This window comes from Brachyspira pilosicoli (genome assembly GCF_036997485.1).
Taxonomy (GTDB): domain Bacteria; phylum Spirochaetota; class Brachyspiria; order Brachyspirales; family Brachyspiraceae; genus Brachyspira; species Brachyspira pilosicoli_C.
Map to the genome: position 1 here is coordinate 729,067 of NZ_JAWLPU010000001.1, position 15,321 is coordinate 744,387.

A 15,321-nucleotide genomic window follows, 5' to 3' on the forward strand; every position below is an offset into this window, starting at 1 on the left:
TAATAACTTTTATATTTTTACTTAAAGTAATTTACACCATTTTCAAATATATTGTAAATATCTTTAGTAATGATGTTCTTGTATAGGTTATTTCCATATCTCTCACTATGACCCATTTTACCGAATACTTTTCCATCTTCTGAAAGTATACCCTCAATAGCATAAACTGAACCATTAGGATTGAATCTAAACTCATTAGTAGGTTTTGATTCAAAGTTAACATACTGAGTGGCAACCTGACCTTTTTTGATTAATTCTTTTATTATATCGTCATCAGCAAAAAATCTTCCTTCACCATGAGAAACAGGAACAACTAACTCACTTCCAACAGGTATATTGTATAGCCAAGGAGAATTATTTGACACGACTTTTGTTGTTACCATTTGAGAAATATGTCTTCCTATTTTATTGAAAGTAAGGGTAGGAGATTTTTCTGTGATGTTTCCTATCTTTCCATAAGGAAGAAGCCCTGATTTTATTAATGCTTGGAATCCGTTACATATACCCAAAACAAGCCCGTCGCGTTCTAAGAGTTTATGTATAGATGTTTTTATTTTTTCATTTGTAAGTATTGCAGAAATAAACTTTCCGGAACCGTCAGGCTCATCTGCAGCACTGAATCCTCCAGGTATCATAAATATTTGAGAATTATCTATTTTTTTAGACATTTCTTCGATTGATTCTTTTATGTATTCTGGCTTAATGTTTCTAAATACAAAAATATCAGTATTGGCACCAGCATCAGAGAATGCCTTTTGAGTATCATATTCGCAGTTAGTGCCGAGGAACGAAGCTATTAATACATTAGGTTTAGCTGTTTTATTTTTGCATATAAATGGTGCTTCTCTTTTATATTCAGCTAGCTTGTAAGTTTCTATATCTTCATAAGTTTTATAAGGGAATACTGGAGATAATTTATCAAGCCATAATTTTTCTATTTCTTCTAAATCTACTATTTCACCGCATACTTTTATTTTATATTCATTTATAGTTTTGCCTATAAGTATAGCATTTTTATAATTTAACTCTTCTTTAGTTTCTACTATAAATGAAGCAGGCATTAAGTTAAAGAAATAAAGCTCATCTTTTATATCAACACCTATTCTGTTGCCGAAAGACATTTTTGTTAAAGCCTCAGCAATACCTCCGAATTTAATTGTATAAGCTGATAATATTTTTTTGTCTTTTATATTTTTATGTACGAATTCAAAATTATCTTTTATTTCTGTAACATTAGGTATGTAGTTTTCAAGCATATTATGTTTTACTAAATACACATAATTATTAGCTGATTTGAACTCTGGAGATATAACATCATTACTGTCAACAGTTGATACTGCAAATGATATTAAAGTTGAAGGCACTGATATATTATTAAAAGTACCGCTCATAGAGTCTTTACCTCCTATAGCAGGTATATCAAATTCAGTTTGTGCATATATTGTGCCGAGTAATGCAGAATAAACCTTACCCCATTTTTTAGCATCATTTCCTAATTTCTCAAAATACTCTTGAAATGATAATCTTATTTTTTTATAATCAGCACCAATAGAAACAAGCTTTGACATTGATTCTATTACAGAATATATTCCTCCATGAAACTCTGACCATTTCATTATAGAAGGATTATAACCCCAAGATATAGCAGAAGCTGTGTTTATTTGTTTTGCATTGTTGTCAAATATTGGTATTTTTTGAATGCTTACATCGCTTGGAGTCATTTGATATTTTCCACCGAAAGGCATAAGCACAGTAGTAGCTCCTATTGATGAGTCAAACATTTCAATGAGTCCCTTTTGAGAAGCAACATTTAAATTTTCTGCCATATTAAACCAATGAGAAGTTAGAGAGCATGCATTTTTTGTATTAAATGGATTATTGTCAAAATTGATATCTTTAAGAACAGCATTAGTCTCTTGCTTAGCTCCGTTTGTGTCTAAAAACTTACGGCTTATATCTACAATCTTTTTGCCTTTTAAATACATTACAAGTCTGTTAGTGTCTGTTATAGTGGCAACCTTTGTAGCTTCAATGTTTTCTTTGTTGGCAAGTTTTATAAAATTATCTGCATCCTTACTCTCTACAACAACAGCCATTCTCTCCTGTGATTCTGATATTGCTAGTTCAGTGCCGTTTAATCCTAAATATTTAACAGGCAATACATCAAGGTTAATGTCAATTCCGTCTGATAATTCACCTATAGCAACAGAAACTCCTCCCGCACCAAAGTCATTACATTTTTTTATTAGTTTTGTAACTTCTTTATTTCTGAAAAGTCTTTGAATCTTTCTCTCTTCTGGGGCATTACCTTTCTGTACTTCAGCACCGCAAAGTCTTAAAGATGTATCAGTATGGCTTTTTGATGAACCTGTAGCACCTCCGCAGCCGTCTCTTCCTGTTCTTCCCCCAAGCACTATAACTATATCGCCTGCCTTTGGCTTTTCTCTACGCACATAGTCCACAGGAACAGCTCCAACAACAGCACCAACCTCAAGCCTTTTTGCCTTATAGCCTTCATCATATATTTCATTAACTAAACAAGTTGTAAGCCCTATTTGATTACCATAAGAAGAATATCCTGCAGCTGCAGTTGTAGTAATTTTCTTTTGAGGAAGTTTTCCTGCTAAAGTATCTTCCAATTTTTCTAATGGATTAGCACTTCCTGTAACTCTTATAGCCTGATATACATAGCTTCTTCCAGAAAGCGGGTCTCTTATAGCTCCGCCCAAACATGTAGAAGCCCCTCCGAAAGGCTCTATCTCTGTAGGGTGATTATGAGTTTCGTTTTTAAACATCAATAAATATTTTTCTGTTTTGTTTTTTCCATTTTCATCAACAGCATCAACATCTATATAAATAGAACAAGCGTTTATCTCATCAGAAACCTCTAAATCTTCAAGCTTTCCTTTTTTCTTTATGTATTTTGCAGATACTGTTGCCATGTCCATTAAATTAATATCTCTTTTGCTATCAACATCTTCTCCGTAAAGCTCTTTTCTAATGTTATAATATCTGTTAATAACATTAAGTATAACTTCTGAAAAATTGCTTTTATCATTTTCTAATTTTACATCATTAATCTTTGTCATAAATGTTGTATGCCTGCAATGGTCAGACCAATATGTATCAAGAACTTTTATTTCTGTTTCGGTTGGGTTTCTCTTTTCTTCATTTTTGAAATAATTCTGTACAAACTCTATATCTTTATAAGTCATTGCTAAGTCAAGATTATCTCTATATTTATGAAGTTCATCTATATTTAAATTAATAAAGTTTTCTACGTCTTTAATGTCATCAGCTTTTTGATGAGGTTCTATTTCTAATTTGCTTAAATCTTTTTCTCTGCTTTCTACTGGGTTAATATAGAACTTTTTTATTTTTTCTATTGTGCTGTCATCTACATTACCGCTAAAAACTATCACCTTCCCGCTTACTATAGTTACTTCTTCAATATCATTATAAATAAGCTTCAAACATTGTAATGCAGAATCAGCCCTCTGGTCAAATTGTCCGGGCAAATATTCAACAGCAAAATGTTTTAAACTCTCAAAATCTTTTTTTTCAACTACCCTATCTGTTGGAGGCTCTGAAAATATTACATTAATAGAATTAGTTAATTTACTTTCTTCTATATTAAAAATGTCATAAACATTAAGAAGTCTTACACTGCATTTTATTTGGAAATTCTCTTTTAATTGACTTTCTAATCTTTTCGCCTCTAAATCAAAGCCCTCTTTTTTCTCTATAAAGATACGATAGTTCATTTTAAATATACCTCATTGTTATATGGAGTTTTTATATTAATAGATTATATATTATATCATTAGTTTTATAAAGATATTTTTATTATTAAAAATGTTTTTCAAGAAGACTATCAACAATAGAAACAGCTTTTTTAAATCTTTTTTGATAATCTCCGCTTACAGAATGATATTTTATATTTAAATCATTTAATATATCTTTTATTTTATCGCTGTATTTTATTCTGTCATTTTTTATAACTTCGCTTCTGTCGCCGTCCTGAATAAAATCAACATCAGGCTCTAAAAATAATATAGCATCATATTTATTTATATGTATAATTGCCTTTGCAAGTCTTTCATTATCAATAATATTTTCATCTTCCAAAAAATGCATATAAAAGTTTGTAATTATTGCATCGGTATCAACAAACAATATTTTGTTGCTATGCTCTATTGCTTTTATTTCATTTAATTTATGAGTAAGAAGTATCTCTGTAAAATCTTCTGAAAGCATAAGTAAATCAGTTCCTGATTTCTCTGATAATTCTCTTCCTGCCTCTTCTATATAATTGGTATTATAATAATTTGCTAAATTAATTGTGAGAGTTGACTTGCCTGTGCTTTCGCTTCCTAAAAGCAAAACCTTTTTTGTATAATACGGCTTTACTATATTAGGTAAATAATCCCAATACTTGTAAACATTATCTCTAATCTTTGAAGAGCTTATTTCATCTCTCTCTATAAATATTAACTCTGAATCTTTATAATATCTTGTGTAAAAAGAATCTTTATTTTTATAATCATCTCCGCAAAATACTGCGTCAATTTTTTCACCTATTGCATTTTTTATTTTTATAGAATCCTCTTCCCATAAATCTTCAGTGTAGTCTTCTTTTGTGTTTGCATTATCCTCTATAAATATAATCTTCACATTTCCAATATGCTTTGTTAATTGATAAAGCCATCTGTATCTTATTTTTTTATCAATTTCATTTCTATTATTTCCAACAGCTAAAACAATATAAAGCTTTTTACATTGATTAGCAGCTTCTATTATGCATTTTACATGCCCAAGATGAAGAGGATTAAAAGAACCGCCATACATTCCTACATTATACATAAAACCTCCGAATAATTTTTTAGTTTATCTGCTGATTTTTATTATTTGCCTCTCTATACCACTTAATAAACATAAACACTGCATTAACTAAATAAACACTCCACATAAGCAAAGTAGCTATATTGTCCCCCCCGCTTGCAAAATTAATATACCATATAGAAATATTTAAAATGTTTACAAGTATCCACATTATCCATTGTTCAGTACATCTCTTTACACATAGTATCTGTGCCGTTATGGCAAACACAGTACTTGCACTATCAACAAAAGGAAGAGAACCTCCTAATTTTTTTAGTATAAAGCCATAAATAAATATTGATATAAAAGAAAAACCAAATATTATAATTTTATATTTATTATTTAATTTTGTTTTTATTACCTCTTGATTTTCATTATTCATATTTCTGCTCCATAATATAAAACCCGCTATATTCATAGGTATATAGTAGAATACATTGAGCATAAACTCGCCATAGTATTTTGCGCTAAAAGCTATAATAGAATAAAGAATAGTATTAATCATTCCAAATACATACGAAGATAATTTTCCTTTTCCCGTAAGTATAACACATAATATACCGCTTATTGATGACACTATGCCAATAATATTTTCCTTCCAATATATAGAAAGCGATAATATTATACTGCATGCTATTATAATCCACGCCACTTCTATAGGTTTCCAATTTTGAAACTCATTTTTGATAATTATTTTCACAATGAATCCTTTAGAAAATAAATTTTCCTTATTATATTACTACTTTATGTAAAATCAATATAAATTTATTTTTATAAAAATAGATTTGAAAATATTAATTTTTAATAATGACTTGCCTGCAAAAATAAATATTAAAAATAGTTGTTAATATATTTTGCAGCAAGTCATATTACAATTTTTTATTAATTATTATTCACTGTAGTTTTTATAATTGTCTCAAGAGCTTTTACTATCATTTCTTTTGGCATATAGGCTGTATTAGGCTTATCAAGTATTTGCTCTATTATATAAGGAACATGTATAAAACCGCCTTTGATATTTAAATTATTTTTGTTTATATAATATAACAAAGAATACATTATATGATTGCATACAAAAGTACCTGCTGTATTTGATATTGATGCTGGTATAGGAATGGTTTTTAATTCATCTCTAATTGCCTTTATAGGAAGTGTAGAGAAATAAGCACTATCTCCGTCATTAAATATAACTTCATCTACAGGCTGATTACCTTCATTGTCTTTTATTCTTGCATCGTCTATATTTATGGCTACTCTTTCTAATGATATCTCATATCTTCCGCCAGCCTGACCTACACATATAACTACATCAGGTTTAAGATTTTTTATATTTTCAAAAAGTTTTTCTGCAGATTTTTTAAATACTGTTGGAAGCTGTAATTTTATTATTTCATTGCCTTCTATATAATTAGGTAAGCTATTAACTGCCTCCCATGAAGGATTAACTTTTTCTTTATCGAATGGGTCAAATCCTGTTATTAATACTTTCATTTTATTAGCTCCTTTTATAAAAATAGTTTTTAATATTTCTGTAATTATCTTTTTAATAATAATTTTTTAATCTTAATTTTTATCTAAAAGCAAGTAAATACATTATAGTTGTGTTTATTGCAAGAAGTATTAAAGCTACTGGTATCTGCTCTAATATAACTCCGTTTTTATTCTCCATTTCCAATATAGAAGCAGGTATCATATTAAAATTGGCAGCCATAGGCGTCATTAATGTGCCGCAAAAACCTGCTGTTAAACCTAAAGCAGAAACAATATTAGGATCTCCTCCTAAACCAATAACAAAAGGTATGCCTATTCCAGCAGTTATAACAGCGAAAGCAGCAAAAGCATTTCCCATTACTATTGTAAATATAGCCATAGATACACAATAGCCAATAACCCCAAAAAGCTTATTATCTGCAGGTATAACACCTTTCATTATATTCGCTACTATCTCACCCACTCCAGCCTCTGCAAACAATCCTCCCAATGAAGCTAACAGCTGCGGAAGAATAACGCTTGGCCCCATTTGCTGAAGCATTCTTGATGATTCATAAGGAACAGTTGAAGCTTTTTCTTTTGTTATTATCATACATAAAACTAATGATGACATTGCTCCTATACCTAATCCTATTAATCCGCCTAATTTTGTAAATTGTGCAACCAAAAATGCTATTAAGCCTATTGATATAGCCGGTATAAAAAGTAAGTTTTTAAATAGCTTTTCTTTTTCTTCTCTGTATGCATCAGACACGGGTTTTAAAGATTGTAATGATACGTTTTTTGTAGCTGTTAATAATGCTAACACTATTAAAAGAAGCCCAACAACAAATGAAGGAATAATTTTACCAAAAATAAATATAAACCCTAATATTATCCAAAACAAAGCACTTCCTATTCTTTTTTTATTTTCTTTATTTTTATATGCATATATACCGCATACAACTATTATAATTCCAGAAATTATATATAAAACTTCTAAAAGATTATTTACCATAAATTTATATTCTCCATAAAATTATATTTCTTAATTTTTATTTTCTTTTAATGCATTTATTAATTTTTTTAATTTCAAATCAAATAAATAATTTCTTATAATAGAGACTATCATAGCAACTATTGCCATTGGTATGCTTGAAATGGCTATAGAATATGCATCTATATTTTCTATTCCCAATTCTTGCAAAGTGCTTAATACTAATAACACCCCAGCAGAAGCTATAAACACATTCTGTCCAAAAAAGTTTCCATAGTTTTCAACACTATTTGATATTGCTTTCACTTTTTCATCTAATTGCTTATCATAAACGCCATATTTCTCTAAAGCTCCCCTTGCCATAGGATAAATTAAAGGTCTTATAAAATTAACATGCCCTCCTATTCTAAGGGATAATGCCGATGCAATAGTTCTTATAATTACATAAAGACTCAATATCTTTCCGCAAGTAGCTCCTCTTATACCCATAATACATTTGGTAGCTCTTTCTCTTAATCCATTTCTCTCTAATATGCCTATAGTAGCTAAAGTTAAAACTAATAATGTGGCAAATCTGTTGGCAACGAATGCATTTCCTAAAAATGATAATATTTCAATAATACCCATTCCAGAAACAATGCCTGTTATTATTCCAGCAAGTAAAACTATGCTTATAGTATCTAACTTTAAAGCAAAGCCTAGTATTATAACTAATATGCCGATAAGTTTAATCATAAAATACTCCATAACCTATTTGTTTAATATGTAATATTATTATGGTCTAATATATAATATTTAAATAATAATTGTAACTATTAATTTATGTTTTTTTATTATTTTTAATATTTATTTTTATAATTTATAATTATTAATGTTATAATATTATAAAAATGTTATGAGGTTATAAAATGAAAATATCTCATGTTGCCGTTTGGGTAAAAAATTTAGAAAATATCAAAAACTTTTATATTAAGTATTTTAACTGTAAATGTAATGATAAATACATTAATGAAAAAAAAGGGTTTGAATCATATTTTCTCATATTTGAAGATAATTGCGGATTAGAAATTATGAATAGAAAAGATATAAAAGAAATAAATACTAATGATGAAATATACGGTTTTGCTCATATATCAATATCAGTAGGAAGCAAAGAAAAAGTGGATAGCCTTACAAAAGAATTAGAACAAGACGGTTTTCAAATTGTATCATACCCAAGAACCACAGGCGATGGATATTATGAGAGTGTTGTACTTGATAGTGAAAACAATAGAATAGAAATAACTATATAAATAAATTTAAAGGTCATAAAAAATGAAAAATAAAGTTTGTGTTATAACAGGTGCTTCTAATGGCATAGGAAAAGAAATAGCATTACATTTTGCTAAAAATAATTGCAGCATAGCTTTTGTTGATAAAGATAAAAAAAATGGGATAAAAGTAGAAGAAGAAATAAAAAAACTTAAAAGAGAATGTTTATTCATTAATGATAATATAGACAATGAAAAATCTGTTAATAATTTTACAAATGAAATAATAAAGAAATTTGGTAATGTTGACTATTTAATAAATAATGCATGCTACTCAAATAAGGGCTTATTAAGCAATTGCAGCTATGATGACTTTTTAGAAATTTTTAAAGTATCAGTTGCATCAGCATATCAAATAACAAAAAACTTAATAAATAATTTTAATAAAAATGCCTGCATTATAAATATAGCTTCCACAAGGGCTTTTATGTCACAAAAAGACAGTGAAAGCTATAGTGCTTCAAAAGGTGCTATTATAGCTCTTACTCATTCTATGGCTATTAGTTTATCTCATAAAGTACGTGTAAACTCAATAAGCCCCGGTTGGATAAACACTTCTAATGATTCTAACTTTAGCAAAGAGGACATACTTCAGCATCCATCTGCTAAAATAGGCGATGCGTCAGATATAGCAACTACTGCTTGGTTTATTTGCAATAATAATTTTATAAATGCTCAAAACATTACAGTAGATGGCGGTATGACAAAGCTAATGATATATCATAATGATGAAAACTGGACTTTAAATATATAATAATTTAATATATAAAAAATTTTTTTTACACTCCCCACCCTCTATGTTTTTTATATTCATTATTATTTTCACTTATTTTTTCTTTTTGTTTAATACTCTAATTTTAGCTCCCACCCAAGCTTTTTTTAAATTTAAAATCTACTCACCGCACGGTAAGAAAAATAAAGAATATAAATTATATTGAAATTAAAATTGAAATTATATTTCTAAATCTGCACACCGTGCGGTATAATAAATTTTTTAAGATAATAAAATCTTGGGTGGGCATGCTTTTTTAATTCAGCATTATAAAAAATTAAAGCAATAATATTTTAATTAATACAAAAAACTTAATAGGGCGGTGTATGTAAATAAATTTCATAGAAATGTAATTAATTTGCAATAAAGATATTTTTTATTATAATTATTCGTAAAAAAATTTATTTATAGGAGTATATATGAAAGTAGCAATTATTTTTGGAAGCAGAAGCGATACTGATAAAATGAAGAATGCCGCTTTATGTTTAAAAGAGTTTGGTATAGAGTATAAAGCTTTTGTATTATCTGCACACAGAGTTCCAGAACATCTTGAAAAAACTATTAAAGATATAGAAGAAAAAAACTTTGAAGTAATTATTGCAGGTGCTGGTCTTGCCGCTCATTTACCAGGAGTTATAGCTTCTAAAACTATACTTCCAGTAATAGGAGTTCCAATTAGTGCAAGCGTGCTTGATGGAATGGACGCTTTACTTTCTATAGTTCAAATGCCAAAACCTATAACAGTTGCTACTGTTGGTATAAATAACTCTTATAACGCTGGTATGCTTGCTGTTGAAATATTGTCATTAAAATATGATAGTATAAAAAGCAAATTAATAGAATATAGAAAAAAGATGAAAGAAGATTTTATTTCTGATAATGAAAAAGAAATAGATTTTGGTATTTAATTAATTTTATTAAAGAAATATAAATAAAAAAGGTCATGCATTTATATAAGCATGACCTTTTATTTTTTAGAGTTTATTTTTATTCTTGTGTTTGAGTATTATTGTTGTTTTGCTGTCTTAACTGCATAACCTCATCATAAGTCAAATACTCTAAATCAGGATTATAATCACCGCTTCTCTCTTCACCATTAAGACTAGGTATTATTAATCTTTGACCAGGAAGTATTAAATCAGGGTTATCAGGGTCTCTAAGTACATTTCTATTAGCTTCGTATATTCTGTACCATTCGATAGGGTTGTTGTATATGTAGCTGTATCCTGCAATTCTCCATAGAGCATCAGTTAAAGGCACTCTTCTTACTACAACATAATATTGAGGCAATACAGTAACTTTTCCTTCTGTGTTTACTTCTTGACCAGTAGTAGCATCAATTATTTGACCAGTTTCATTACCGCCCATATCTCCTGGTATAACTTGTCCGTCAATAGGTCCTCTCTCTTCTATAGCATTCATAGCTAAATTAGCTTCCTGCATTTTTTGATCAGCTAAAGTATAATCATTATTATTTAAAGCATCTTCAGCTTCCTGAATAGTTTTAGATAGATTTTGCTCTTCTTCGCTGTCTTTTGTTAAATAGCCTTCGCTTATAAGTCTGTCTCTTCTTGCTTTTAATTGCTCTAAATTTTTAACAGCCTCTTCTTTTTTCATCTGACCAACATTAGCAACTATATCGTCCATAGTTTTAGAAGCCTCTAAAGCTTTATCGCTTGCAGTTTGAGGAGTGTTTTGTAAAGCATTATTAGCATCAGTTAAAAGTTTTGATACGTTTTTATCATTATCATCGCCTTTAGCTATCACTTGCTCATTAACTAAATTATTATATTTATTTTGTGCATCTTCTATATCTTTTTTAGCTTTAGCTATTGCATCAGCTTTTGCTTTAGCCTCTGCTTCAGCTTTTGCCTTAGCGGCAGCGGCAGCTTTTGCTTTAGCCTCTGCTTCAGCTTTCGCTTTAGCTTCTGCAGCAGCCTTTGCTTTAGCCTCTGCTTCAGCTTTCGCCTTAGCATCTGCTATAGCTTTATTTATGCCAGCTAATGCAGCAGATACATTCTGTTGAACACTTGCAAAATTATCATTGCTAAGTGCTTCATCAGCTTTAGTTAAAGCACCAGTAATATTTTTATCATTAGCATCGCCTGCTTTTACACTCTTTCCTAACTCTGCCTGATATTTGCTTCTTGCATCATTAATAGATTTTGAAGCTATTGCTCTTTCTCTATTAAGATAACCCTCTTTTACACTGTTAGCAGATTGTAAAGCATTATTAAAAGAATTATATACTGTTGTAAATGTGTTTGAAGAAGCAGTAAACTCTTCATCTGTAGGAGGAGTTTGAGGTTCTGGAGGAAGAGTATTTACAGCATTATTTCCCTCTTCAAAAAATTTAAGAGCCTCTTCATATTTTGCTTTAAACTCATTATCAGTAGAAGCGCCTAATTGTTCTATTTCATTAATAGTATTGCTTGCATCATTTTTTGCTTTTGCTATTCTTAAACTCATTAATCTGTAAAATAATGATACAGTAGTTTTATCTATAGAATCAGAAGCCTCCTGAGATTTATCATAAGACTTTTGATATTCTCCGTCATTTTGCAAAGTCTCAGCTTCTCCAGTAATTCTAGCTGCATCATCATAAGTTTGAGCAGGTAATACGCTAAAACTAAAAGAGATTAAAGCTATATAAGCTACGATTTTTTTTATTAAAGTACTCATTTTCTTTTATACTCCTTAAAATATTAAAAATTAGCTTTGTTGCTCTTGCTCTAAAGTTTCAAGCTCTTTTACCATAGCTTCAAGTTCAGCTAAACGCTCTTTTACTTTAGTTAAAGCTTCATCACTTTTATCAAATTGTTCTTTTGTTTTATTATATAAAGCTAAATAAGCTTCTTTTGCTGTATAAAGTTTATCTACTAATACTCTATAATCTTTAGTTTCAGCGGTATACATAGCGTTTGCTTCATTATATATTGCCTCTGCCTGAGCATACTCTTCGCCATACATAACATTAGCTTTAATTTGACTTGCATTAGTATAATTTTCATCAGTCTGTTTTTTTAGTATCTCAGAATAAGGCGGCAAACCTTTATCTAAAACTAAATTATAATTAGTTTCAGCTGTAAGAAGCAGTTCTTTAGCCTTTTCCGCTTCATCTTTATTTTCTGCCTTCATAATGATATCTGCCTCTGCATATCCTTTCTCAGCGATATCATAATCGTTTTGAGCAAAAGTTTTAATTTCAGTATACTTGTTTACAGTCTCTCTTAAAGCAGTAACTCTCTCATAATCTTTTGTAGGTAATCCTCCGCAAGACATTACAAAGAAAGATAATGCTATTATTAGAGCTTTTTTCCCTTTTAAACTCATATTAATACAATTCCTCCTATTTTTTAATTATGTAAAAAAAATATATAAAAAAATAATATGTTAACAACATTATCGCTTAAATAATTAAAAAGTCAAGTTATTTTAATTATAGAGAGCGTACAATAAAATTTAAAGTAATACTAAAATCTACTATTATTATAAATTGTTTAAAGATAAAAAAGTAAAATGATTAAATTATAAATTAGTAAAAATATTAAATGTTTTAAAAATACTACTTGCATTTTTTTTATTATATAGTATAATGATTAAATCATTTTGCTGGTGTAGCTCAATTGGCAGAGCAGCTGATTTGTAATCAGCCGGTTGCGGGTTCAAGTCCCATCACCAGCTCATTTTTTTTAACGCTTTCTTTTTTCATATTAATAAATCAATTTTTATTTTCGATAATTACTTTATATATATTTTAATTCTTGTTGGGAAATTATTATGCCAAATTTTAAATTAAAAGACCTCATTAAAAAAAATAATTTTTTTGTAATTGCAGAATCAGGTTCAAATCATGAAGGCTCTATAGATGATGCTATTCAATTAATTAGAGAAGCTGCTAAAGCAGGAGCTGATGCTGTTAAGTTTCAAAGCTTTACTTCAAAAACTTTATTTGCACATAAAGAATATACTAAAATACTAAAAATACCAGAAAATGCTTTGGATAATGTTGATGATATAGTGTTAAAAAAAGAGTGGTATGAAACTCTATACAAAGAAGCTAAAAAAAATAAAATTATTTTAATGAGCACGCCATTTTCTGTTGAGGCTGTTGATGACATGGATAAATATGTGCCTATATACAAAATAGCTTCTTGTGATATAGACAATATTCCTCTTTTGAGAAAAGTTGCTTCTACTAAAAAACCTGTGATACTTTCTACTGGTTTAGCTACAAATAAAGATATAAAAAATGCATTAAATATCTTAAAAAATAATGAAGTAGCTTTGCTTCATTGCTCTGTGGAATATCCTACACCGTTAGAAAATGCAAGATTGAATAGAATAACTGTTATGAATAAACTTTTCAAAAAAAATATTATAGGCTATTCTGACCATACTATAGGTATAGATGCTCCTATTATAGCATATACTCTTGGTGCTAAAATTATAGAAAAACATTTTACAATAACTCCAGAAAAAAAATCAGGCGACCATATAATAAGTTTAGACACTAATTCTATGAAAGAGATGATTTCTAAATTAAAAGATACTTGCAATATGCTTGGAGGAGATGAAGCACTAAAAACAGAAAAGAAAATGAGCAAGCAAGAGAAAAAAGAGCTTGTTTATGCTAAGAGAGGAATATATCTTAATCATAGTATGCTTAAAAATGAAGTGATAACAGAAAAAGATTTAGTAACTTTAAGACCATCTGTGGGAATACCTGCTAAAGATTATGACAAGGTTGTTGGAAAAAAATTAAAACTTGATAAGAAATCTTTTACAGCTTTAAATTATAAAGATTTAAAAAAATAGTAATTAATATAATTTATTTTCTATAAATAAATTAAAAATACCACAAAGTAAACATAATCTATTTGATTTAATTCTTCAATATAGTATAATAAATAATAGTATAATAATAAAAATTTGGAGAATGAAAAAATGAAAAAATTGCTAGCAATATCTTTGTTTATATCTATGAGTATTGCCCTTCATGCTTATGAAACTATACCTTATATGTTTAATAATATTGTTCCTTACGGTGTATCTCCCGATGAAGTAAATCAAATACTTATGTCTAATAGTTTTATAACAACAGAGGGACAGGCTGTAAGTGGTACTTTTTATATATCTTCATATCCTGATCCAGATTTAGCTTGGTATAATCCTCAAACTTTGAAATGGGTTAATATAAAATTTACTACTAATAATATGTCTGATTTATTTAAAAGAGATTTAACTCTTTTGTATTTTAATTATACATTAGATGATGAGTTTAAATGTATGACTATAACTGCTGAAAACTTATCTGACGACAGCACTTTAGCAGGAAAAAATACTAAATGGGTTTATAAGTTCTTCTTCCACAATGATAAATTATTTGCAGTAAGTTCTCTATATCAGGGAGACGCTGCTTTAGAACAATATAAGCAAAGAAACCCTGATAATGAATATGCAAATCCTGGATATGTTATGTCTTCAGGTTTATTTAATAGAACTTTAAATGGTTTTATAACAAAATACGGCGGATTTAATAATAGCCTTGTAAAAACTTTAGATGATTTCACTTCTATGTATTATGGAAATTATATTAATGGACAGGCTGATACTTCTTTATCTGTATTTTACGCTAAATATGCTATGAAAAATATTAACTTTGTTGCTTCTTATGTTGATAATTATAGAATGAGACCTATCTATTACAGATTCCAAAATAAAATTTATGAAGATGTTAATGATATAGCAGATGTTCCTGTTGGAATACCGCCTGAAGTAAAAAAATTAAATAAAAATAATAACCAAACTGCTGCTGCTGAAAATAATCAGTAACATTAATAATTTTGTAATATTTAAGAGAGGCTATAATAGAGCCTCTCTTTTTATAT

13 protein-coding genes and 1 tRNA gene are annotated in these 15,321 nt (G+C 28.7%); 6 read left to right on the top strand and 8 right to left on the bottom strand.

Going from position 1 to position 15,321, the window contains the following annotated elements; genetic code table 11:
• Positions 1–17: 17 nt before the first annotated feature.
• From R4I97_RS03205 to R4I97_RS03230, 6 genes are all read right to left on the bottom strand, one after another.
• Positions 18–3,764 carry a phosphoribosylformylglycinamidine synthase gene (locus R4I97_RS03205; protein WP_335783655.1) on the bottom strand — a complete coding sequence of 1,249 codons (3,747 nt, stop codon included), beginning with the start codon at positions 3,762–3,764 and terminating at the stop codon, positions 18–20.
• 85 nt (positions 3,765–3,849) lie between these two features.
• A complete protein-coding gene (locus R4I97_RS03210; protein WP_335783656.1) occupies positions 3,850–4,863 on the bottom strand; it encodes an AAA family ATPase in 1,014 nt (337 codons plus the stop codon).
• Between the two features lie 19 nt (positions 4,864–4,882).
• On the bottom strand, positions 4,883–5,581 hold the full coding sequence (gene pnuC, locus R4I97_RS03215; protein ID WP_335783657.1) for a nicotinamide riboside transporter PnuC: 699 nt from the start codon (positions 5,579–5,581) through the stop codon (positions 4,883–4,885).
• Between the two features lie 182 nt (positions 5,582–5,763).
• Positions 5,764–6,372, bottom strand: coding sequence for a pyroglutamyl-peptidase I (gene pcp, locus R4I97_RS03220; protein WP_335783658.1), 609 nt, complete (start codon positions 6,370–6,372; stop codon positions 5,764–5,766).
• Positions 6,373–6,451: 79 nt separating this feature from the next.
• Positions 6,452–7,369, bottom strand: a complete 918-nt coding sequence (locus R4I97_RS03225; RefSeq protein ID WP_335783659.1) for a DUF979 domain-containing protein — start codon at positions 7,367–7,369, stop codon at positions 6,452–6,454.
• Positions 7,370–7,399: 30 nt separating this feature from the next.
• Positions 7,400–8,083 carry a DUF969 domain-containing protein gene (locus R4I97_RS03230; RefSeq protein ID WP_335783660.1) on the bottom strand — a complete coding sequence of 228 codons (684 nt, stop codon included), beginning with the start codon at positions 8,081–8,083 and terminating at the stop codon, positions 7,400–7,402.
• A 173-nt stretch (positions 8,084–8,256) separates the two neighbouring features.
• Here R4I97_RS03230 and R4I97_RS03235 point away from each other — a divergent pair, with 173 nt between their 5' ends.
• The 3 genes from R4I97_RS03235 (at position 8,257) to purE (ending at position 10,338) form a co-directional block, all read left to right on the top strand.
• The gene (locus R4I97_RS03235) at positions 8,257–8,640 is read left to right on the top strand and encodes a VOC family protein (RefSeq protein WP_335783661.1); all 384 of its coding nucleotides are present in this window, start codon (positions 8,257–8,259) and stop codon (positions 8,638–8,640) included.
• Positions 8,641–8,662: 22 nt separating this feature from the next.
• Positions 8,663–9,412: an SDR family oxidoreductase gene (locus R4I97_RS03240; protein ID WP_335783662.1), complete on the top strand. Its 750-nt coding sequence runs from the start codon at positions 8,663–8,665 to the stop codon at positions 9,410–9,412.
• Positions 9,413–9,849: 437 nt separating this feature from the next.
• Positions 9,850–10,338 (top strand): 5-(carboxyamino)imidazole ribonucleotide mutase, encoded by a 489-nt coding sequence (purE, locus tag R4I97_RS03245; protein WP_335783663.1) that lies wholly within the window; start codon positions 9,850–9,852, stop codon positions 10,336–10,338.
• A 79-nt stretch (positions 10,339–10,417) separates the two neighbouring features.
• On the opposite strand, the gene R4I97_RS03250 is transcribed toward purE, so the two are convergent.
• Complete coding sequence (locus R4I97_RS03250; RefSeq protein WP_335783664.1) at positions 10,418–12,112, bottom strand: hypothetical protein; 1,695 nt, start codon at positions 12,110–12,112, stop codon at positions 10,418–10,420.
• Between the two features lie 30 nt (positions 12,113–12,142).
• Positions 12,143–12,763 carry a hypothetical protein gene (locus tag R4I97_RS03255; RefSeq protein WP_335783665.1) on the bottom strand — a complete coding sequence of 207 codons (621 nt, stop codon included), beginning with the start codon at positions 12,761–12,763 and terminating at the stop codon, positions 12,143–12,145.
• A 278-nt stretch (positions 12,764–13,041) separates the two neighbouring features.
• Here R4I97_RS03255 and R4I97_RS03260 point away from each other — a divergent pair.
• The 3 genes from R4I97_RS03260 to R4I97_RS03270 all read left to right on the top strand — a co-directional run bounded on the left by R4I97_RS03260 (position 13,042) and on the right by R4I97_RS03270 (position 15,265).
• A tRNA-Thr gene (locus R4I97_RS03260) sits at positions 13,042–13,114 on the top strand.
• Between the two features lie 96 nt (positions 13,115–13,210).
• The gene (locus R4I97_RS03265; RefSeq protein ID WP_335783666.1) at positions 13,211–14,248 is read left to right on the top strand and encodes an N-acetylneuraminate synthase family protein; all 1,038 of its coding nucleotides are present in this window, start codon (positions 13,211–13,213) and stop codon (positions 14,246–14,248) included.
• A gap of 129 nt (positions 14,249–14,377) precedes the next feature.
• Positions 14,378–15,265, top strand: a complete 888-nt coding sequence (locus R4I97_RS03270; RefSeq protein WP_335783667.1) for a hypothetical protein — start codon at positions 14,378–14,380, stop codon at positions 15,263–15,265.
• Positions 15,266–15,321: the final 56 nt, after the last annotated feature.